15 protein-coding genes are annotated in these 21764 nt (G+C 46.9%); 8 read left to right on the plus strand and 7 right to left on the minus strand.

Translation table 11 applies throughout. The features are described 5' to 3' along the window. Positions 1-14 precede the first annotated feature (14 nt). Positions 15-2558: a glycosyl hydrolase family 18 protein gene (locus tag U9J37_RS18550; RefSeq protein ID WP_043886440.1), complete on the plus strand. Its 2544-nt coding sequence runs from the start codon at positions 15-17 to the stop codon at positions 2556-2558. A 69-nt stretch (positions 2559-2627) separates the two neighbouring features. On the opposite strand, the gene U9J37_RS18555 is transcribed toward U9J37_RS18550, so the two are convergent. Genes U9J37_RS18555 through U9J37_RS18570 form a run of 4 tightly spaced genes read right to left on the minus strand, consistent with a single transcriptional unit; the run spans position 2628 to position 8786 of the window. Further along, positions 2628-4742: a type I secretion system permease/ATPase gene (locus U9J37_RS18555; RefSeq protein WP_005469201.1), complete on the minus strand. Its 2115-nt coding sequence runs from the start codon at positions 4740-4742 to the stop codon at positions 2628-2630. A 14-nt stretch (positions 4743-4756) separates the two neighbouring features. Beyond that, positions 4757-6667: a bifunctional diguanylate cyclase/phosphodiesterase gene (locus U9J37_RS18560; protein ID WP_005469161.1), complete on the minus strand. Its 1911-nt coding sequence runs from the start codon at positions 6665-6667 to the stop codon at positions 4757-4759. A 5-nt stretch (positions 6668-6672) separates the two neighbouring features. Next, positions 6673-7335 carry a transglutaminase-like cysteine peptidase gene (locus tag U9J37_RS18565; RefSeq protein ID WP_005469088.1) on the minus strand — a complete coding sequence of 221 codons (663 nt, stop codon included), beginning with the start codon at positions 7333-7335 and terminating at the stop codon, positions 6673-6675. A 59-nt stretch (positions 7336-7394) separates the two neighbouring features. Continuing rightward, positions 7395-8786, minus strand: a complete 1392-nt coding sequence (locus U9J37_RS18570) for an HlyD family type I secretion periplasmic adaptor subunit (protein WP_005469136.1) — start codon at positions 8784-8786, stop codon at positions 7395-7397. Between the two features lie 207 nt (positions 8787-8993). Between U9J37_RS18570 and pdxH the strand changes: the two genes are divergently transcribed. After that, entirely contained in the window at positions 8994-9629 is a 636-nt protein-coding gene (gene pdxH, locus U9J37_RS18575) for a pyridoxamine 5'-phosphate oxidase (protein WP_005469111.1), read from the plus strand. A gap of 19 nt (positions 9630-9648) precedes the next feature. Here pdxH and U9J37_RS18580 read toward each other — a convergent pair whose 3' ends face one another. The 3 genes from U9J37_RS18580 to U9J37_RS18590 form a co-directional block, all read right to left on the minus strand. After that, a complete protein-coding gene (locus U9J37_RS18580; RefSeq protein ID WP_038188190.1) occupies positions 9649-10359 on the minus strand; it encodes a helix-turn-helix transcriptional regulator in 711 nt (236 codons plus the stop codon). 354 nt (positions 10360-10713) lie between these two features. After that, a complete protein-coding gene (locus tag U9J37_RS18585; protein ID WP_038188193.1) occupies positions 10714-12540 on the minus strand; it encodes a formylglycine-generating enzyme family protein in 1827 nt (608 codons plus the stop codon). A gap of 147 nt (positions 12541-12687) precedes the next feature. Then, positions 12688-13782 carry a PEGA domain-containing protein gene (locus U9J37_RS18590; RefSeq protein ID WP_005470192.1) on the minus strand — a complete coding sequence of 365 codons (1095 nt, stop codon included), beginning with the start codon at positions 13780-13782 and terminating at the stop codon, positions 12688-12690. Positions 13783-14293: 511 nt separating this feature from the next. Here U9J37_RS18590 and U9J37_RS18595 point away from each other — a divergent pair. From U9J37_RS18595 to U9J37_RS18620, 6 genes are all read left to right on the plus strand, one after another. Next, positions 14294-15109 carry an AraC family transcriptional regulator gene (locus U9J37_RS18595; protein ID WP_005470053.1) on the plus strand — a complete coding sequence of 272 codons (816 nt, stop codon included), beginning with the start codon at positions 14294-14296 and terminating at the stop codon, positions 15107-15109. 187 nt (positions 15110-15296) lie between these two features. Further along, positions 15297-18416 carry a bifunctional proline dehydrogenase/L-glutamate gamma-semialdehyde dehydrogenase PutA gene (putA, locus tag U9J37_RS18600; RefSeq protein ID WP_005469916.1) on the plus strand — a complete coding sequence of 1040 codons (3120 nt, stop codon included), beginning with the start codon at positions 15297-15299 and terminating at the stop codon, positions 18414-18416. Positions 18417-18436: 20 nt separating this feature from the next. Further along, entirely contained in the window at positions 18437-19135 is a 699-nt protein-coding gene (locus tag U9J37_RS18605) for a 1-pyrroline-5-carboxylate dehydrogenase (protein WP_005469952.1), read from the plus strand. A gap of 90 nt (positions 19136-19225) precedes the next feature. Then, positions 19226-20713, plus strand: a complete 1488-nt coding sequence (putP, locus tag U9J37_RS18610) for a sodium/proline symporter PutP (RefSeq protein WP_005470010.1) — start codon at positions 19226-19228, stop codon at positions 20711-20713. 174 nt (positions 20714-20887) lie between these two features. After that, positions 20888-21118, plus strand: a complete 231-nt coding sequence (locus U9J37_RS18615) for a hypothetical protein (RefSeq protein ID WP_038135274.1) — start codon at positions 20888-20890, stop codon at positions 21116-21118. 118 nt (positions 21119-21236) lie between these two features. Then, complete coding sequence (locus tag U9J37_RS18620) at positions 21237-21713, plus strand: Lrp/AsnC family transcriptional regulator (protein WP_005470058.1); 477 nt, start codon at positions 21237-21239, stop codon at positions 21711-21713. The last annotated feature ends 51 nt before the right edge of the window (positions 21714-21764 follow it).

The following is a 21764-nucleotide window of genomic DNA, read 5'->3' on the forward strand; positions in this document are numbered from 1 at the left end:
TGAGAGAAATAGATATGAATCGTATTACTTTGTGTGCAGCTAGCATCGCGATGGTACTTTCTGGGGCCACGCTTGCAGCACCAGCCGCTCCAAGCGTCGACGTATATGGCTCGAACAACCTACAATTTTCTAAAATAGAACTCGCAATGGAAACCACCTCTGGCTACAACCAGATGGTGAAATACAATGAGCAAGCGAACATCACCGTTAAGTTTAATCAGTGGAGTGGTACTACAGGTGACACTTACAAGATCTTATTTGATGGCGTTGAAGTGGCGACTGGCCCGATTACTGGCAGCCAAACCACAGCAAACTTTACCTATGGCCAAGGTGGTCGTTATCAGATGACGATTGAAGCATGTGATGCCACTGGTTGTAGCGCAAGTGCTCCAGCAGAAATTGTGGTCGCGGATACGGATGGTTCGCACTTAAAACCACTGACAATGAATGTTGACCCGAACAATAAAACCTACAATACCGATCCCAATACCGTTGTGGGTACTTACTTTGTTGAGTGGGGTATCTATGGCCGTAAGTACACCGTGGACAACATTCCAGCCGATAACCTAACTCATATTCTTTATGGCTTCATTCCTGTTTGTGGTCCGAACGAGTCGGTGAAATCTGTTGGAGGCAACAGCTTCAACGCGTTGCAAACTGCGTGTCAGGGCGTTGCAGATTACGAAGTGGTCATCCATGACCCTTGGGCTGCTTATCAAAAGAGCTTTCCGCAAGCCGGTCACGAATACAGCTCGCCTATCAAGGGCAACTACGCAATGTTGATGGCGCTGAAACAGCGTAATCCAGATCTGAAAATCATCCCTTCTATCGGTGGTTGGACACTGTCAGACCCATTCTACGACTTTGTAGACAAAGCAAATCGTGACACTTTCATCGCGTCAGTGAAGCGCTTCCTGAAAACGTGGAAATTCTATGATGGTGTCGACATTGACTGGGAATTCCCTGGTGGCGGCGGTGCTGCGGCGGATAAAGGTGATCCAGTAAACGATGGCCCTGCGTACATCGCCTTAATGCGTGAGCTGCGTGTCATGCTTGATGAACTTGAAGCAGAGACTGGCCGTACTTACGAATTGACGTCTGCAATCGGTGTTGGTCACGATAAGATTGAAGACGTGAACTATGGTGAAGCGATTCAATACATGGATTACATCTTCGCGATGACCTACGACTTCTATGGTGGTTGGAACAACGTAGTGGGTCACCAAACAGCGTTGTACTGTGGTTCATTTATGCGCCCTGGTCAGTGTGATGGAACAGGCCTAGATGAAAATGGCGAACCGTACAAAGGCCCTGCTTACACCTCTGACAACGGTATTCAATTGCTACTCGCGCAAGGTGTTCCAGCCAACAAGCTCGTACTGGGCACTGCTATGTATGGTCGTGGTTGGGAAGGCGTGACGCCAGATACATTGTCTGATCCAACCGACCCAATGACAGGTGTTGCAACAGGTAAGCTGAAAGGGTCTACCGAGCAAGGCGTTTGGGAAGATGGCGTTATTGATTACAAAGGCGTGAAAACCTTCATGCTTGGCGATAACAAGCAGGGCGTTAATGGCTTTGAATATGGCTATGACGAGCAAGCAGAAGCGCCTTGGGTGTGGAACCGTTCTACTGGTGAGTTGATCACGTTTGACGATGATCGCTCAGTGAAAGCAAAAGGCGCGTACGTGCGTTCTCTTGGCCTTGCTGGTCTTTTCTCTTGGGAAATTGATGCTGACAATGGCGATATCCTAAATGCGATGCATGAAGGGTTAGCGGGCGGCACAACAACGCCAGTAAACCGCGCACCAGTTGCCAATGCAGGTGCTGATGTTACGGTTGATGGTCCTGCGACTGTTTCTCTTGACGGCAGCGCTTCAAAAGACTCTGACGGTACTATCGCGAGCTACCAGTGGAGCCAAGTGTCCGGCACGCCAGTGACCTTGGTTGGCGCAAGCAGTGCAGCGGCAAGCTTTGAAGTCAATGAAGTCACACAGACACAAACTCTGAGCTTCAAACTGACGGTCACTGACAACGAAGGTGCAACAGCATCAGATACCGTGACGGTTACTGTCAACGCTAAGGATCTACCACCTGTCAACACACCACCAGTGGCAGCGATTGTTGCACCTGCGAATGTCAATGCGGGTGACGTGGTGGTCGTTGACGCTTCTTCTTCAAGTGACGCAGACAACGATCAGCTGACTTACACTTGGGATGTACCAGCAGGTTTAAATGCAACTGTGGATGGTGCAACAGTAAGCTTTGTCGCTGCTGAGTACACGCAAGACACATCACTTGCTTTCACGGTAACGGTAAGCGATGGCAAAGCGACCGCTTCGGCTTCTTCGACTGTCGTTGTGGCGAAGAAAGTTACAGGTGGCGACCTTTGTAGCGACCTCTGGAGTGCATCTGCGGTATACACTGGCGGCAACCAAGTTTCTTGGGCTGGTAAAGTGTGGGAAGCGAAATGGTGGACTAAAGGTGATGATCCAACGAAGTCTGGTCAATGGGGAGTATGGAAAGAAGTTGGCCCAGCAAGTTGTTCCACTAATTAATCGATATTCGAGCTAAAACAAAAAAGCCATTCAGGGTGACCTGAATGGCTTTTTTAGTTCTCGAAATGGTTAGTTGACCGCTCTTACCTTACCTTGTTTGAGGTTGTTTAGTACCTCATGTTTTGGCCCATCAGCAATCACGCAACCTTTTTCCATCACAATCACTCGGTCGACGACATCGAGCATAGAGGTCTTGTGAGTGATCAAAATCAGCGTCTCACTTTGCTTAAGCTGAGCGAGTTGCTGTTTGATGTGCATTTCTGAACGGTTGTCCATGGCACTGGTTGGTTCATCCATAAGAAGTACAGGTGGACGGCCTAGCAGTGCACGCGCAATGGTCACTGCTTGACGTTGTCCTCCGGACAATAGCATGCCGCCTTCACCTACCTGACGCTCCAAACCAGCAGGGTCTTGTTGGGTGAACACGGTAACACCCGCTCGATTCGCTGCGTCCATTACGTCGCGATCATCGGCCAGAGGTCGCCCTAGGGTGATGTTGTCGCGGATAGAGCCGTAAAACAGCTGGCTATCTTGTGGCACACAGCCGATGTTGCGTCGAACATCAATGTGGTGCAATTGCTGGATATCGGTGTCGTCGATACGAACGTGCCCTTCCGTCGGCTGGTATAAACCCATAATTAGGCGTTCTAGGGTGGTTTTCCCTGAACCAATGCGACCGATAATCGCGACTTTCTCTCCGGGCTGGATAGTTAAGCTCAAGTCTCTAACCGACGCGACCGGAGAGTCAGGGTAGTGGAAAGTCACTTTATCCAGTTCAATTTTACCGTGGACGATAGGTCGATGGATGTAGCGTTTCCCTTCTTCTTGTTCATCCGGCATGCTCATGACTTGCTCAATGATCGACATGGAGGATTTCGCTTGGTTATAGCGTGTCGATAACAGAGACAACTGAACCATAGGACCAATGGCACGGCCACTTAGCATGGTGGCAGCAATTAGCCCACCCATGGTTAATTCGCCTTCTGCAATTAGATAAACCCCAAGGATAATCATGCCAACGTTTGAAGCTTGCTGAACAAAGCCCGCAGTATTTTGGATACCGTCAGTAATCCTTTTGCTTTTGACGTTCCAGTTGGCCATATGAGCAACCGCTTCTTCCCAACGGAACTGGAACTGACTTTGCGCGCCAAACAGCTTTACTGTCTCGAGTCCGGCAAGGCTCTCGATCAGGTTAGCGTATTTTTGCGAGGCCAAGCGCGAACCTTCTTCGATGGTATGACGTAATGGTCCTTGGATTAGCAGTGAGTAAATCACCAAAATCAACACGCCGACGATAGGCACGAGGACTAGGTTGCCAGCCATCAGCCAGATCAGTAGCAAGAAGAGTAATGCAAATGGGAGGTCAATCAAGGACCCAATCGTCGCTGAAGTAAAGAACTCGCGAATGGACTCAAATTCTTGTAAGTGACGGGCAAACGCACCGACTGAGGGTGGCCTTGCTTCCATTCGAATCCCCATCACTTTACTAAACAGCTTAGATGAGATCAGTATGTCGGACTTCTTGCCCGCGACATCAATAAAGTAGCTGCGCATCAACTTCAGGCACAGGTCAAACAAGAAAATGACAAAGATACCGCTCGCTAATACCCAAAGTGTTTCAAAAGCGAGGTTTGGCACCACTTTATCGTAGACTAAGCGCGTAAACATCGGCGCCGCGACCGCGAATAAGTTGATCAGAATCGACGCGATTAGTACGTCACGGTAGATGTGCTTCGACTGCCAAATGGTACTCCAGAACCAGTGACCTTTCTTGGTTTCCAATACTTCGGGAGAGCGTTCGTCATAGCGAAACTGTTTTTTGACTAAGAAGTAGCGACCAATGTATTGCTCTTCGAGGTCGCTCCAACTGATAGATACAGGGACTAAGCCTGAATCTCCGGTAACGATTTCAACTTCACTTTTGTCGTCATTGATGCTGTTTAGAACACAAGCATCGCCACTTTTAAGCAGCAACACGACCGGCAAGACCAGTTGTGATATGTCTTTTAGTGGTGCTCTGTTTTCTTTCGCTACCAAGCCCGCACGCTCAGCAGAGCGCGGGAAAAGAAAAGGAGTGAGCTTTCCGTCGGCCAACGGCAAACCATTGATCAATGCCTCCGGAGAATTCGCTAAGCCATAGTAACGGCTTACGTAGATAAGCGAATTTAATAGCGGATCCTGCATGCTATACCTTTTTCCTATTTATCTACAATGAAGCCTTGGAAGACTTCAATAAAGTGCTCAGACAAGAAGTCGAGCTGAGTTTGAGTTTCAACACGAGAAGCGATGGTCTTGATACCTAGGTTGTGAGCCGTGCGTGAAATAGAGGTCAAGGTGAACTTCTGCTTCTCATCATCTAAGTGATGCGTGTAAAGATAATCCAGTTTCACATACGCAGGACGGAACTCATTGATGTAATCGAGTGATTGGAAATTTCGTCCATAGTTGTCGACACCGAAATCCGCACCCGCTGCACGAACCGCATTACAAAATAGTGCAGTGTGATGTGGGGAGTTGATAAAACAGTTTTCAGGAATCTCAAAATGAAGCAGACCCGCACACGCTTTGTTTTTGTTGAGCAGTTGGGTTACCCATCGAATGAAACTTGGTTGAGAGATACTTGTCTGAGCAATGTTGATCGCGACAGGTTCAGAGACTTCCCCTTCCTTGATGCGTTTAACCATGGACTCGATTACGTATTCATCAAACACATGGCTAGCGTTAAGCTGCTCTAGTGCAAACAAGTATTGGTTGGCGCTATAGCGTTCGCCATCTTTTTCAATTGCCGAGAACACTTCGCGGTGGAATGTTTGTCCCCACGAATTATTGGCTGCTTGGAAGCGGAAGGTGAACCAATCGTTGTTGATCGCTTCTTCCACCAAGGTTTTCCATTGCTGTTTGCCCATAAGGTTGTCGTGATTGGCAGCAGAAATGTAGCCGTAAGAAATCTCAGGGTTAGCTTTTGCAGTTGCCAGTGCGTTATCGAGCATAGTCAACACTTCACTGGTATTAACCGAGGTTTCATTGTGGACTACGCCAAGCGCGATGCTCGATGTTGCCATGCCAGTAGGGTCGGAGTTGATGTCTTGAACGTAGGTAACGATACTGTCAGCGATAAGTTTCAGCTCGGTGTTGTCCATGTTCGGAAGGATGAAACCGAACTCCTCCGTAGAGATACGAGCTAAGGTAACATTTGGTGAAGTTAACGACACTTTCAGGTGGTCAGCTAGTTCACGAACCATACCATCACCAAATTCATACCCTTTGTCGTCGTAGAGCTCGCGAATGAAGCTCGCTTCAAGAATAGCAACGCCACCAAATCCGCCTTCGCTTAGCCAAGAGCTTAATTGGCTCATGTAGAAGGCGCGGTTACCCAATCCTGACACTGGATCAACATAGGCTCTTTCGCGAAGCTGTTGCGCTTCTTTTGCTTGCGCTTTAAAGGACTTTTCAAGCTGAGAAGACATACTGTTGATGCCATCAACAACATAGATAAGGTCTTGCGTAGCAGGGCGGGGAAGTGGGTCGCCAAATTGATTGCGCGCCACTTGCTCCATTTTGTTTACGATAAGATTGAGAGGCTTAAGCGCGCGTTTAAGAATAAATGAAATCGAGAACAGGCCAATCAGCATGATAATACAAAACGCAATCACCAATCGTTCGAATGCTTTCCACAGCTGAGCATAGGCTTCTCCGGGATGGCTAACAATTTCAACTTCGGCCAATTGCATCCAGCCACTGGTGACAACACGACGATCGTGGATTTTGTCAAACAGGTGAAGGTCAGTGAACCATTGAGGCACATTGTTGGGTTTGATTGGGTACGAGCGCAGAATCTCTTCCCCAGTATCGAGAAAGATCAGTCGCACGACCGAATAGCTACTGCCGTCAAACAGTGCGTTGATTACCGATTCAACAGCAACGGTGTCTCGCTTTTCTAGGTAGGGAGCGAGAGCCAAACCGACCGTATTAATGGTGTTGTTCACTTCCGACTGTTGTTGCTGTACTAGGTTATCTCGAGTGGTATCAAACTCGATGATAAACACCGAGATCAGTAGCATCAAGATTACAGCAATCATTCCCGCGACAAGCTGTTTATATAACGTCATATTGCCTACTCATCATAATTGACTATGGGTTTGTTTAGTTTTAGCGATTTCTCGCGAGCACGGAGATCATTCCATAAACTCAATCTGGATGATTTCCCTGCTAACTGTCCTTGTTTCGACTTCATTAACCACAGGTTTTTACCGTTAAAACTGTATATCGGTAGCAGGTCACGTCGCTTCGACGCCCGCTTAATTTTTGGATCAATGTTGTCGAGTAGAATCGGTTCTGCGCTTGGCTTGGAGTAATAAGCGAGAACCATATGAAACTGATTTAACTCTATGGCTTTAACGTACACTAAACGGAGTTTCTTGTCTGAGACTCCTAACTCGAGTAAGGAGAAGTACTTCGCAATGGTAAAATCTTCACAATCGCCGGCGTTACTGCCAAGAAATTCGAGAGGCGTTGCCCAGTAGTCGTTTTTGCCCCACAAGCGGTCATCGTTGACAAAGTTGAGCTGATTGAAAAAGCGATTTACCTCGGTAAGCTGCTGTCGTTCAGAGAGAGAGCGGTAAGCTGCCATTTCTTTACGCCATGTTTCTACTCGGCGAGCGGCGCGATCACCATACGTGTTGCGCACAGCCTCAACCCAACGTTGCTCTTGGGTATTAAGAGCAAACGATGTAGTTGAGGCAATCAAAAGCAGGAGTGCTAAATAGAGATATTTCATTTAAGCACTATTGTCGTTTGATTTGGGCATCTGTATTGGCATGAACATAGAATAATGCATCACTCCTTCAAAGCATTGTTTTTGGCACCAAGGATTGGCTTTAGCAGATACTCCATGACCGTGCGTTTACCAGTGATGATATCTACAGATGCGGTCATGCCTGGAATAATTGGCAAAGTTTCATCTTTGTTTAGGCTTGTCTCTTTGGTTCTTACTCGTACTAAGTAGAAACTGTTGCCTTCTTCATCGGTAGTGGTATCGGCACTGATGTGTTCAAGTGTCCCCTCTAGACCACCATATTTGGTGAAATCGTAGGCGCTGAACTTAACAATAGTGGGCAGTTCGGGGCGTAAGAAGGCGATATCTTGAGGTGCAATCTTTGCCTCAACGAGCAGGGTATCTTCACTCGGTACGATTTCGACAATGTCCATACCCGGTTGAATGACCCCACCAACGGTATTGATGTAGAGAGTTTTTACCGTGCCCGTAACTGGAGAGGTAACGATGGTTCTGTTGACTCTATCTTCCAACCCTACAGCGGACTCTGTCATCGCAGAGAGTTTATCTTGAGCTTGGTTGAGCTTTTCTTGTTGCTCTGAACGGAACTTTTGCGCGATATCGATACGGCTAAGCATGGCTTCACGAATGGCCGATCTTAGCACAGGAACTTTGAGTTCACTGGATGTGAGTTCACGTCGGGTATCATTAACTTGCCTTTGCAGCTTGAGCAGCTCAATTTTTGGTACAACCCCTTCATCGGCTAGGGGCTTGGTAATATCGAGCTCCTTTTTGGCGAAATTGTAGCTGTCTCTTAGGTTACGGACGCGTGCTTGGATCTCGATCAGGTCTTGCTGTTTCTGCTTCACCTGCTGATCGACAACAGAGATCTGATTTCTCAACTTGTCGAGATCTTGTCGATACTCTGCACGCTGACGTGCCACGAGTTCAGGCTTGGTTTCAGATAGTTGTGGTGGGAAAGCGAGTTTGTTGAAGTTAATTAGGACGTTGTTTTGCCAGGTGTTGTTGTCGAAGTCTTCGTTGATCGCCACACTGGTAATCGACGCAGAAAGTTGCATAACGCTGGCCGTTAAGTTGGCGACTTGCTGCTCTCGCTCACGGAAATCTGAGCGGAAACGCGTGTCGTCAATAAGCAGCAGTTGTTGTCCTTTTTCGACTTTTTGCCCCTCTTGGACCAAGATGTTTTTGATCAGCCCCCCCTCAAGGTTTTGAACCACTTGGATTTGTGAAGAGGGAACGACCTTGCCTTGTCCAACGGTGACTTTGTCGATTTGAGCCCAAGATGCCCATACACCGGCAAGTACGAAAAAGAGCACCATAATCCAAAGCATGATTCGAGCGCTGTTAGGCGTATTCAATAGCAGTGCCGCTGTTTTGTCGTCGACATACTCTAGCTCGTCAGGAGTAAGCTTATTGTAACCGCTCTTACTCATTGGTGATCCTTGTAAAATTAGGTTATTTTATTGATTTTATTACTGTCTGATGCAAATGTTAAGAATTTGCTGTCATAATCGCCTTTCAGTATGCAATTTCTCTTTCTTACATTGCATGATTAAGTGTAGTGTTTGTATCGAGCTTCATGCTTGAGTTCTCCTAAATTAGAGCTCACAATCAGGCAAAAAATTTCGTCAGGAGATAAGATGGAACTTGAAGATATTCGCCGCGAATACACCAAAGGCGGTCTTAGAAGAAAAGATCTGCTCGCCGATCCTGTTCAGCAGTTTGATTTATGGTTAAAACAAGCCATTGAGGCCAAGCTGACTGACCCGACGGCCATGACAGTGGCAACCGTGGATGAATCTGGACAACCGTTCCAGCGCATCGTCTTGCTCAAACACGTTGATGAGCAGGGGTTTGTCTTTTACACCAACCTAGGCAGTCGTAAGGCTTCTCAAATAGAGGTAAATGCGAAAGTCAGTCTTCATTTCCCATGGCACCCAATGGAGCGTCAGGTTCACATCACAGGCGTTGCCGAGAAGCTATCCGTGGTAGAAAACATGAAATACTTCTCGTCGCGACCAAAAGATAGCCAGTTGGCGGCAATTGCCAGTAAACAAAGCAGCCGTATCTCTGCACGCGGTGTGCTTGAGGGTAAGTTTCTAGAGCTCAAGCAGAAATTTGAAAAAGGCGAGATTCCTGTACCGAGTTTCTGGGGTGGTTTCCGTATAAAACCGACGTCGATAGAGTTTTGGCAAGGAGGCGAACACCGCTTGCATGATCGATTCCTCTTCTCGAAAGAAGCTGAGACTTGGCACATTGACCGTTTAGCACCTTAGTGCATTGAAAATACGCCGCTTATGCGGCGTATTCTGTATTGAGCGCCACCGAAATCTGTTTTCTCAACAAAGTATGCGGTATTTGAGAGCCGAACCCTCTTTCTAAGGCAAGGTCGATTAATTGCGCTTTGGTATGCGCGCCAAACTTTGCTCTTAACCGCGCGACATGACTTTCCAACGTTTTGATCGAAATGTTCATCACTTTTGCAATGTAGTTTGGCTTTTTCCCGTACAGTAGCAAGAACAGTGCTTCTGATTCTCGAGGAGAAAGTTTAAGAGGCAGCTCTGTTTGCGGGCTCTTTAACGACAGCATTGAGTCGTCTGATAATCCCGTTGCACGACATATCCAGTGCCCGACCTCCAAAATTGCCGTGTCTGACAAATCTTGCCCATAAAATATCGACCCTTGCACTTCACCCAGTTCGTTGTACCAAGGCGTTTTGATAAAAATATGAGCTCGCCACCGCCCATCCGGATAAGGATGGATATCGAGCACCTTTAGACTGGTGCGATGTTCCATTACATAGATGTCTTGGCTACGAAAATCTTCCGCACAGCGTGATGTTGGACTGGGGATCTCATGATCGCTTAGACCGATACACTGATCAGGACTTTCCAAACCGACAAGTTGAGCGTAGGCAAGATTTGCGTAAACAAACACGGAGTTCTGGTCTTTGCATCCCCAGTATCCGGGTAACTGATTAAATAAGGAGACTAAATGCGGACTCACTTCTTATATGCACCTCATAGAGCAACCCTGAGATTCTAGCTTAAGGCCCTGTTGCTAAGGAATAAAAAATGCCAGACACAGAGTGACTGGCAAACACAAGATGACTCTTGTCGACGTGTAGAAGAGGTTCTATTACCAATATTAGCTGGAATAGACGTATCAATAGATACCGAGCGACCTAAAAACCGTTTCTGTAATTGGCGGAATATTTCGCTAGCACAGATTTGGCATTAGATTGACTCTATAGACATTTTACTTAGTACGCGGGAACAAAAAAGGGGGGAAATCCCCCCCTTTACTCAAACACGAGTAAGGGGGGAAATCCCCCCCTTACTCGTGTTTGAGTAAAGTGCGTTAGTTTAATTCACGCACAACTCGGAAGCCGAGGTAGTTAGATGCGGTAAATGTTGAAAGAATCAACTGCTGATCGGCGGCGGCCATTTCAGGTGAGAAGTTCCATGCACCACCTTTGGCTATACCACTTGAGCCGTTGGTCCATTGCCATACGTTGCCCACTGCATCGTACATACCCAGTTTGTTTGGCGCGAATGCACTGACTGGTGCAGTACTCACATTAGACCAAGGAGTTCCACTCCAGCCGGTGTTTGCCTTACCGGTTTCGAATGTGTTGCCCCACCAGTATTTGGTTTGGCTTCCGGCTCGAGCTGCAATTTCCCACTCTTGTGCCGTTGGCAGACGATATTTGGCTCCCGTCTGTTTACTTAGCCACTTGGCATAGGATTTCGCGTCATTCTGGCTAACACATACCACCGGTGAGTTCGGGTACTGTTTAAAGCCAGGATTTTTCCAACTGCTTTTTGACAGTGGCGTTACCTCGCCATCAATCAATGCAGTACAGGTGTTTTTCAGCTCCGCATCCGTTTTATAGTTGGTTTGTTCGACAAAAAACTTAAACTGATTAACAGTAACAGGCGTTGCACCGATACCGAAAGCATGATCAAGGTTAACGCGCTCTGCTGCATTTTGACCGACAAGGTATTGGCCTTTCAATACGGTAATCATCTCTGGAGCTTTGGTGTCATTGGCGAGAGAGTCGGCAAACTTGTCTCCCGATCTCGGTTGATTGGTTCTCTCTTTTAGCTCAGCACGAATTGCGAAATCAGAGCCCACTTCAACACTTTTGCTGAATGGGTAGTAACCTTCTTTCTCAACTAAAATTGTATGTTCGCCAATAGGTAGCATGACCTCTACGGGGGTTGAACCGTAGGATACACCATCAATCAAGACGTTATCATCGTACAAGTTTGAGCGAACTGACACGTTCACCCACGCCACTTCCTGTTGTACTGCCGCGTTATTGCCATTGCTTTGCCCTTTAGATAGGCAGTATTGCTTATCAAGATCAAGTAGGCGGCAAGCGGTACTTTTATCTGGACGAGACTCCATTTCGACGTCCATCAAGCTCCTGTAACGCATTCCATCTTGGAAGCCGCTTTCAAGCGTTTGATGATCGAGAACGTGGATGTTGATAGACGCTTTGTGCAGGTTAGCTTTTACAACATTGGTCTCAGAAAGTTTCTCTAATAGTGACAAGCGAAACTCTTTGACGGCTTTTTGCAGCGCCAGTTCTTTGGTTTGGCTTTCACATTGAGCAAATGTCATCGAGTCAGCACAGCGGTTGGTGAAACTGACGGAAATCTTTTTATGTTGGTTTAGCTCTTGCGCCAAGCGTTCTGCACGAGCGCGATATTTGGCGGTTTCAAGGTTTTCAATCAAACGCTTGATGGTTTTGATTTCTGCTTGCTTAGTGACAAGATCCGCTTCGAGCTCAGTAAGACGATGCTGCGCTGATAGCGTTTGATCTTGATTGTCTTTAACACTTTGCCACGCATTTTGGTAGGCGGCTTGAGAAGCGGCAATATCGATGTTGGGATCATTAATCATGCGCTCGTAGTCGCGCTTGAGTTTAACTTTTGCATCCTCGAATTTTGCCGATAGAGTCGCAGCTTCAGCCTTGAGGCGCTTTATTTCACTCTGTTGCTGATTAACGAGCTCTTGTTGTCCATCCCTGAACTGCTCAAAAGTCACTAACTCCGAATGTTTAGTAAAAATCTGGTCATCGATTTCCATCAATGATGTTGGCGTTTCTTGTGCTTGAGCATACGACGCCATCAAGGTCGGAGATAATGCTAGCAAAAGGGTCGAGAAACCGAATCGCATTGTCTTTCTTCTACATCCAAAAAATTAAGTTAATTGGCTCATTCTAAACGAAAACGCCACTTTGGTCTCAAATTATCATTAGATAACTGAGAATCAAAGTGGCGTTTTTACTCATCTTTGTGAATTGTGTTGGTCTTTTACTCAATATTATCCGTTAGGACGCAGTTTCACCCACACAGTATCGTTCGAGTTGATGGTAATGATCCGATTGTAGGATTGGAAACCGTTCTTCGATACAGTCACTTGGTGCTGACCTTTTGGTAGGACGACTTCAACTGGTGTGCTGCCGTAACTGATGCCGTTGATGGTCACAGAATCGTCGTATTGGTCAGAGCGAACAGTCACGTTTACCCAACTCTTGTCGATTTTCTTATCCTTTTTCTTAGCGTTTTTAAGGCAGTATCGAGTAGAGACGTTAAGTAGCTTACACGCTGTGCTCTTGTCCGGGCGAGCGCGCAGCTGAGCTTGGATTTGGGTAAAGTACTGATTCGTGCCTTCAAAGCTTGAACGGATCACTTGAGACTCTTGCACGATGACATTGAGCTGAACATCTTTAGCGTTTTCTTTCGCTGTGTGGGACTCAGTAACACCATCAAGCAGCTGTGATTTGAAAATCTTTACGGCTTTTTGCTTAGTAAGGTATTGACCTTGGTTTGAACACTCACCCAACGTCATGGTCGCCGAACAGGTTGTTGTGTAACTTGTCTCAAGCACACTGCTGTCACGCAGTTCACGATCTAAACGTTTGACACGCGCGTCTACCTTTTGCTCTTTCAAGTATGAAAATTCAGATTTCAAACGGGCGTGTTTTTGATTGATAGAAGCTACGCGCATTTCGCTCTCGACGATCGCTTGTCTATTCTCAAGCTGTGCTTGCTGGGTCTCTTTTACCGCAGCCCATGATTGGCGGTACTCATTTTGGTACGACGCTAAGTCCAAACCTGGGTCTTCAAGCAATCGGGTATATTGCGTATCCAGAGCGGCTTTTGCGCGGTCTCGTTTCACGATCAGCTCTTGCTCTGCACGCTTCAAGCGATTTTTTTCACTTTGTAGCTGTCTTAACTGTTCTGTTTCCGCACTGACTTCATTGGTCACGGAATCAAGTTCAGATTCTTTTTGCTTTATCTTGATTTCTATTGCGGCAACAGGGTCTGACGGGGCAGATTCTTCCGCAAATGTTGAAGTCGAAACCCAAAAAGGGGTTAGCGCTAGTAGAAGCGCTGGGAGGCGACGTTTGTTCATAAGTCCCTGCAACATATAATGTTTAATACACTAATCTCAAAACTCAGTCTGCTTTATGGGGTGTGAATGTTGAATAGACAACCACAGCCAGCGGACAGATAGATGTTTAAGACAAACAATTGACACTCCTTTGCACGTTTGCCTTTCAGAGATATCGATTCGTCCTTTTTAGCACTCTTGGCTAAACTCAGCCTGCGATTCTAACACAAGTTTCTAGAAAATCAGGAAAGTCGTCGAACCATTCTGTGAGTATTAAAGAAATATTCAAGTGGCAAATTCGAATCTGGAAATCAGTTAATGGATAGAAGGCACATTGACCGTAAATTATGTGCACTTGATCATTCTTCCCGTGAGGAAAATTTTGTTGATTTCTCTTCTAAGCCATCGATTTGCAAAGAAAAGAACGGCAAGGCTTTATGCGCCTGATTTGGTATTCGATGATAGGGATTTCGAATCTTCGCGATTTTGTTATACCATTTGCTTACTGACCGTCCTATTTGTGTGGTGTTCTATGCATCTACCTCCTAAACCCCTCATCACGCTCGATGCTGCCAATAAGTTGTCACCTAAACCGGCAGAATTGGTGACTCTCCCTTCTTACATGGAGTGTCATGACCATAGCTACACGCAGATTGTGATAGGGCTAAAGGGACAAGCGGAATTTGAAGTCAATGGGCAGGGTAACTATGTTGGCCCCGGTCAAGGCTGCGTGGTGACTTCCGGATCAGGGCATGCATTTGGCGGGGTTGTCGGTCAATCCGATATCTTGGTTCTCAATATGCCTATAGCGAGTGATGACGACCCATTAATGCTTCAAAAGCTCAATGAACTCAATGATCGTGACACTTACTTTCAACTCGATGGTCAGATTCAAAAGCTCATCCAGATGCTGGTGCTAGAGATGCAGTCCAGTCCTGAGGATCTGCTGCTAAGCCGTGCTTGCAATGACACGGTAATTGCATTGCTGCATCGCCACATGTCTTCATTTGAAACGTTGCGAAAAGAGTCCCGTTTTGATCTCGATGCGATTGACCGCTACATCGAGCAGCATTTGAGCCAGAAAATCAGCGTCGCTCAGTTAGCGGGCAGTGTCTTCCTCGGTGAAAGTCAGTTTCACAATCTGTTCAAAGAACAAATGGGGATTACGCCACATCAGTATGTGTTAAGCAAACGCATTGATATGGCGAAACAGCTTATTGCGCAAGGTAACCTATCACTTGGGCAAGTGGCAGAGCTTACGGGGTTCTCGGGACAAAGTACCTTCACGCACACTTTTTCTCGTCTTCAAGGCATTTCACCTTCAGCCTATAAGAAAAGAATTGGTTAAAACTGCAAGCACAAACCGAATATAATATTGCTTAATTTGGTGTGATTCTGTTTTTGTTTTGTTAAAAAACAGAGTTTTTAGCAAAAAGCTCGGAGTTTTTGACAAGTATTCCTCTCACGCTCAAAATACACTGCATGCCATTGTAGGAAACCTGATCGATTGTCAGGTGTGAGATTGAGGAAAACGCATGTTTACAGCAACTGATGTGTTGAACACTGAGTTTGTCGAGCAGCCGCTTGAGAAGCTTTGGTCACTGATCTCGCCACTTTATATGGTGGACGAATCACAATGGCTAGAACAACTGTTGCCTTTGGCGATGCCAACTGACGCTGAGAAAGCGCAAATTACCCAAAAAACCACTGAGTTGATTGAAGCGATTCGTGCTGATAAAAAGTCGATTCAAATGATCGACGCACTGCTGCTTGAATACAGCCTTGATACTCAGGAAGGCATTTTGTTGATGTGTCTGGCAGAAGCCTTAATGCGTATTCCGGATGCGGCTACGGCGGATGCGTTGATTCGCGACAAGCTGACAGTGGCGGACTGGAAATCTCACCTGAAGAATTCAGATTCGGTCTTTGTGAATGCCTCGACTTGGGGTTTGATGCTAACCGGTAAAGTGGTTGGTCTTTCTGAGGGGGAAGCTCAAAGCCCGGTAAGTGCGGTTAATCGCCTAGTCAACAAAATGTCTGAGCCCGTGATTCGCAAAGCTATGCATCAAGCCATGAAAGTGATGGGACATCAGTTTGTTCTTGGTCGCAGCATTGCAGAAGCGCAGAAAAATGGACGTTCGAATCGCGACCGAGGTTTTACCTACTCATACGACATGCTCGGTGAAGCGGCATTGACGACCGCTGATGCGAATAAGTACTTCAAAGACTACTTAATGGCCATCGAAGCCGTTGGTCGCGACAAGTACGGCCTTGAAACAAGCCCTGCGCCTTCGGTATCAATTAAGCTCTCTGCGCTGCACCCGCGTTATGAAGTCGCGAATGAAGAGCGTGTTCTCACTGAGTTGTACGATACGTTACAACAACTCCTTAGCCGAGCGGTTGAGCTAGATGTCGCAATCACGATTGACGCAGAAGAAGCGGATCGTTTGGAGTTATCTCTTAAACTGTTCGAGAAAGTGTATCGCAGCGAACTGGTCAAAGGCTGGGGTAAGTTTGGCTTGGTGGTTCAAGCGTACTCAAAACGTGCATTACCGGTGTTAGTCTGGTTAAACGGACTGGCGAAAGAGCAGGGCGATCAAATTCCACTTCGTCTAGTGAAAGGTGCCTACTGGGATAGTGAGATCAAATGGTCACAGCAAGCCGGTTACGCAAACTATCCGGTATACACGCGTAAAGAAGCGACCGACGTGGCGTATTTAGCCTGTGCTAAGTTTCTTTTAAGCGACAATGTACGTGGCAATATTTTCCCACAATTTGCTAGCCACAACGCTCAGACAGTAACGTCTATCGCGGTTATGGCTAAACACAAAGATTTTGAGTTCCAACGTTTACACGGTATGGGCGATTCGCTCTACAACCATGCGATGGAAGCTTATCAGCAGTCAGTTCGTATCTATGCACCTGTGGGCAGCCACAAAGATTTACTGCCTTACTTGGTTCGCCGACTGCTAGAAAACGGTGCCAACAGCTCCTTTGTTCATCGTCTTGTGGATGCAAGATGTCCTGTCGAGTCGTTAACGCAACACCCTGTGGATATGCTAAAAGCATTCGATACCCTGAACAATACGCAAATTCCACTGCCCCCTGCAGTTTTCCCTGAGCGCAAGAACTCAATTGGCGTCAACGTTGATATTGAGAGTGAAGCGAAACCGTTTGAAGCGGAAGTCGAGCGCTTCCTAGATAAGCAATGGCAGGCGGCTCCTGTCATCAATGGTCACGATTATGCCGAAAGCATGATCAAGGAAAACATCAATGTAGAGCTTGTCAAAGCACCTTACGATCGCCGAATTGAAGTTGGTCAGGTTGCCTTTGCAAACCTTGATCATGTTTCCGAAGCGATTGAAGGAGCACAAGCTGCATTTGAAGCTTGGCAAACGACGTCGCCGCAACAGCGTGGTGAAAAATTAGATAAGCTGGCGGATTTGCTTGAGGAACATCTCGCGGAGTTGGTGGCACTTTGTCATCAGGAAGCAGGAAAAACCATCCATGACAGCATCGACGAAGTTCGTGAGGCGGTGGATTTCTGTCGCTACTACGCGAAACAGGTCGACGCGTTGGCGGCATTATCTATTACAGGCTTTGATGGTGAAACTCGCCAAGTTTCACGTCAAGGACGCGGTGTGTTTGTCTGCATCAGCCCTTGGAACTTCCCTCTGGCTATTTTCCTTGGCCAAGTGACGGCCGCGTTAGTCGCGGGTAATACTGTCGTTGCCAAGCCTGCGGAACAAACGAGTCTGATTGCCGCTCGCGCTGTGGCGCTAATGCATGAAGCCGGATTCCCTGCGGTCACTGTTCAGCTATTGACGGGCCGCGGTGCTGAAATTGGCTCTGCACTTACTTCTCACCCTGCGATAGCTGGTGTGGCGTTTACTGGCTCAACGGCAACCGCTCAGCGCATTAACCAAACGTTAGCCCAGCGTGATGCGGCGCCAGTTCCGTTTATTGCTGAAACTGGCGGTCAGAACGCGATGATCGTCGACAGTACGGCGCTGCCTGAGCAGGTAGTCCGTGATGTAATTCGCTCTGCGTTTGCATCGGCAGGTCAACGTTGTAGTGCTCTTCGTGTTCTGTATGTTCAAGAGGACATTGCGGATCGCATTATTGCCCTAATCCAAGGTGCGATGCAGGAACTTTCGGTCGGTAAGCCTTACCTTCACTCTACAGATGTGGGCCCTGTGATCGACGCAACGGCCAAAGCGAAGTTGACTAAGCACATCGAACTGATGCTAGCAACGGAAAAGAAAGTCGCTCAGCTAGCGCTTTCAGAAGAGCATGAGCATGGCGATTTTGTCGCGCCGAGTGCCTTTGAAATCCGTGATATCTCTTGCTTGAAAGAAGAGCAATTTGGTCCTATCTTGCACATCGTTCGCTTTAAAGCGAGTGAGCTGACGCAAGTTGTCGAGCAAATCAATCACACTGGATTTGGCTTGACGATGGGTATCCACAGCCGTAACGAGACGACTTATCGCTGGATTGAGAAGCACGCCCGAGTGGGTAACTGCTACATCAACCGTGACCAAGTTGGCGCTGTTGTTGGTGTTCAACCATTCGGCGGCCAAGGGTTGTCAGGAACGGGGCCAAAAGCGGGTGGTCCGCATTACTTGTTCCGTTTCACGCAAGCAACCTTTTCTTAAGTTCAGGCAGGAGAATAATTATGGTTCATCAAGTCACTCGTTTTTCTGATGCTTTTTCTGCTTGGGAAAACTGGAATCTGACCGATTTTGATTCAAAAAGTGAGTGCCTACTTGCTTTTAAGCAATCGCTGCAGCAAAACCAAGCGTTGCTTGGGGCTGTGGTCTCTTTCCACATCGAGCAAGCGTCTACTTTGCTTGCCGAAACTCATCAACTTATTGGCCCGACTGGGGAAACCAACGAGTTGTACACTGCTGGACGTGGTGTCGCTTTGATCATCCAAGGTGATGCGACGCAACCAGCAAAAAACGCAGCGGTTGCGCAAATGACCGCGGCGCTTATTGCGGGCAACAGTGTCATTTTTTGTAGTGATGATGCCGAGCTTTGCAAAGACCTTGAAGCTGCTTACACGCAGTCTTCTTTACCTACCAACCTAGTACAGTTTGCTTCTTTAGATGCCTATCATCAGCTGCTGGAGTCTGACGTACGTAGTGTCGGTTATGTAGGTGATGTTGAAGTTGAACGTAGTATCAACCGTCAACTTGCGAAACGTGAAGGAGCCATCGTTGGCTTAGTTTCTGAAACGGATCTCGATGCAACTCCCGTTGCCCATGATCCACATCTCTCGTTGCGTTTCATTACCGAGCGCACACGCACAATAAATATAACAGCGGTGGGTGGTAACGCGACCTTGCTAGAACTTGGTAGCGACACTCACTAATCCTTTTCCGTGTATAGCCCCAACGACTATTTTGATAATTACAGGTTGGGGCGTTTAGGGAAGGCGATCGTTTAAAAGAGGACAAATCACATGGAAAATAGCTTTGCTATTACGACCACGTTTATTGCGTATCTAATTTTGATGCTGGCAATAGGCGTTATTGCGTATCAACGAACGAAAAACTCATCGGATTATTTCTTGGGTGGACGCTCACTTGGCCCTTGGCCTGCGGCGCTTTCCGCAGGGGCGTCAGACATGAGTGGTTGGCTGCTATTGGGGCTTCCGGGGTATGCGTACGCAGCGGGTATTGAAGCGTTTTGGCTAGCGGGTGGTCTACTCGTAGGTACATGGCTCAACTGGTTGATTAATGCCAAGCGCCTGCGCACGTACTCGATTACAACCGATGCGTTGACCTTGCCAGAGTTCTTGTCGCGCCGCTTCAACGACAAATCAAAGATGATTCAAGTAATTTCTGCTTTCTTCATTCTTCTGTTCTTCCTTTTCTACACAAGTTCTGGCTTGGTAGCTGGTGGTAAGTTGTTTGAAACTGTATTTGGTTTGGATTACACGACGGCGGTTGTGATTGGCACCGTGTGTGTTGTGTCGTACACCTTGTTTGGTGGCTTCCTTGCGGTATCTTGGACGGACTTGGTGCAAGGCCTTTTGATGGCGGCAGCATTAATGATCGTACCGATCGCGGCCATGGAAGGTGGATTTAGCGATCTTGGTGGTCAGCTAGAAAACATCAACCCAGAGCTATTGACACTATGGAATGACTCAAAAGGTGAGCCACTTTCTGCCATTGCGATCATTTCGCTTGTTGCATGGGGTCTTGGTTACTTTGGTCAGCCACACATTCTAGCGCGTTTCAAAGCCACTCGCTCAAATAAAGATTTAACTACGGCTCGTCGTATTGCCGTTATTTGGACTGCGCTGTCTATGCTTGGTGCGATGCTTGTTGGTATTGTTGGTCTAATCTACGTGAACAACTCCGGTGTAACGGTTGATGATGGTGAGAAGATCTTCATGCTTTTGGTTAACTCGCTGTTCCACCCTGTGATTGCCGGCATTCTTCTGGCGGCAATTCTGGCGGCGGTAATGAGTACAGCCGATTCACAACTATTGGTTTCTTCGTCTGCGCTTGCTGAAGACTTCTACAAGCAAGTGTTCAAGCAAAATGCTTCATCTGAAGAGATCGTGATGGTTGGCCGTATTGCGGTAATTGGTATTTCTATTGTTGCTCTTGTGCTAGCAATGACGCCAGATAGCTCAGTTCTTGGCCTTGTGTCTTATGCATGGGCTGGCTTTGGTGCGGCATTCGGCCCTGCGTTAATTCTAAGCTTGTACTGGGCTCGCATGAACCGCAATGGTGCGTTGGCGGGTATTCTGGTTGGTGGTATTACTATCGTAGTATGGAAGCAGCTGAGTGGCGGTTGGTTTGATGTTTACGAAATTGTACCGGGCATTATTTTCTCGACGATTTCCATTGTGGTAGTGAGCTTGCTGACAGGTGAACCTGAAGAATCAGTGAAAGCGCAGCACGCAAAATTTGAGAAACAGCTAGTCGAATTAGACTAATCGTACTGCTCTGTTAAAAGCCCCTGAAACGGAAAAGTTTCAGGGGCTTTTTTATTTGTTGGTCAGGAATTGAACATGCTTCACAAATTGCACACTAAAGTTTGAGCAAAGGGAACCAAGGCCTTACAACTATGTCCACTATCAATAACCACACCAGATACAGGGAGAGTTCCAATGCCACAGGTTTACTGCCATTGCTGCAACAAAATGACAGCGCATAAAATTGTCATGAAGCGTTGTGAGGAAGAGCATCAATCAATGGTAAAAAGTCTGGCTTGTTTTTTTGCAACCGTATTCCAAGGTGCGCACTACATGAAGATGGAGAAGCAGTGCTTTTGTCGAGTATGCAACACGCAAGCAGATGTGGTGAGCTCAGATGGTTTTTCTGGTGTAAAAGCCGCCTAAACTTTGGGGTGAGTGACCTAATCACCAAAATCACGCTTAGATTCTATTTGTCTCTAGGTGTGTAGAGGGCTATTCGCTTATTATTGGTCAGAATAATAACCAATAATAAGAGTGTTACATGGACCTAGATAGAATTGATCGTGAAATTCTACGTACCTTAAACCTCAAAGGCAGGCTACCTATTGTCGAGTTAGCTAAGCAAGTTAACTTAACCACTTCTCCTTGCTCCGACCGCGTAAAACGTCTCGAAAAAGAAGGCTATATTAAAGGCTACCACGCTGAGTTAAATCCTGAAAAGCTCGGTTTAGACGTGCAAGTGTTCATCCATATCCGCCTTGATCAAACCAGTTTTTCTATCTTTGAAAAGTTTGCAGATGTGGTGTCTGACATTCCTGAAATCGAAGAGTGTTACTCGTTGTCTGGAGATTTCGATACCATGATTAAAGTTCGAGTCAAAGACATGAAGGCGTATCAATACTTTATGTCGAAAAAGCTTGGCACTTTACCTGGCGTTATTCAAACGCGCAGTGAAGTTGTAATAGAAGAGCACAAAACCAGCTTTGGTGTGAATGCGGATTTGATCAGTAAGCTTTGATTCACTAAGAATGAAAAGGGAGGCACCAGCCTCCCTTTGTTTTTCTGTGTA

Source organism: Vibrio sp. 16 (assembly GCF_963681195.1).
In the GTDB taxonomy this organism is placed as follows: domain Bacteria; phylum Pseudomonadota; class Gammaproteobacteria; order Enterobacterales; family Vibrionaceae; genus Vibrio; species Vibrio sinaloensis_D.

Coding starts and splice junctions, on each gene's coding strand:
- U9J37_RS18550 (WP_043886440.1), top strand. CDS start 15: ATGAATCGTATTACTTTGTGTGCAGCTAGCATCGCGATGGTACTTTCT.
- U9J37_RS18555 (WP_005469201.1), bottom strand. CDS start 4,742: ATGCAGGATCCGCTATTAAATTCGCTTATCTACGTAAGCCGTTACTAT.
- U9J37_RS18560 (WP_005469161.1), bottom strand. CDS start 6,667: ATGACGTTATATAAACAGCTTGTCGCGGGAATGATTGCTGTAATCTTG.
- U9J37_RS18565 (WP_005469088.1), bottom strand. CDS start 7,335: ATGAAATATCTCTATTTAGCACTCCTGCTTTTGATTGCCTCAACTACA.
- U9J37_RS18570 (WP_005469136.1), bottom strand. CDS start 8,786: ATGAGTAAGAGCGGTTACAATAAGCTTACTCCTGACGAGCTAGAGTAT.
- pdxH (WP_005469111.1), top strand. CDS start 8,994: ATGGAACTTGAAGATATTCGCCGCGAATACACCAAAGGCGGTCTTAGA.
- U9J37_RS18585 (WP_038188193.1), bottom strand. CDS start 12,540: ATGCGATTCGGTTTCTCGACCCTTTTGCTAGCATTATCTCCGACCTTG.
- U9J37_RS18590 (WP_005470192.1), bottom strand. CDS start 13,782: ATGAACAAACGTCGCCTCCCAGCGCTTCTACTAGCGCTAACCCCTTTT.
- U9J37_RS18595 (WP_005470053.1), top strand. CDS start 14,294: ATGCATCTACCTCCTAAACCCCTCATCACGCTCGATGCTGCCAATAAG.
- putA (WP_005469916.1), top strand. CDS start 15,297: ATGTTTACAGCAACTGATGTGTTGAACACTGAGTTTGTCGAGCAGCCG.
- U9J37_RS18605 (WP_005469952.1), top strand. CDS start 18,437: ATGGTTCATCAAGTCACTCGTTTTTCTGATGCTTTTTCTGCTTGGGAA.
- putP (WP_005470010.1), top strand. CDS start 19,226: ATGGAAAATAGCTTTGCTATTACGACCACGTTTATTGCGTATCTAATT.
- U9J37_RS18615 (WP_038135274.1), top strand. CDS start 20,888: ATGCCACAGGTTTACTGCCATTGCTGCAACAAAATGACAGCGCATAAA.
- U9J37_RS18620 (WP_005470058.1), top strand. CDS start 21,237: ATGGACCTAGATAGAATTGATCGTGAAATTCTACGTACCTTAAACCTC.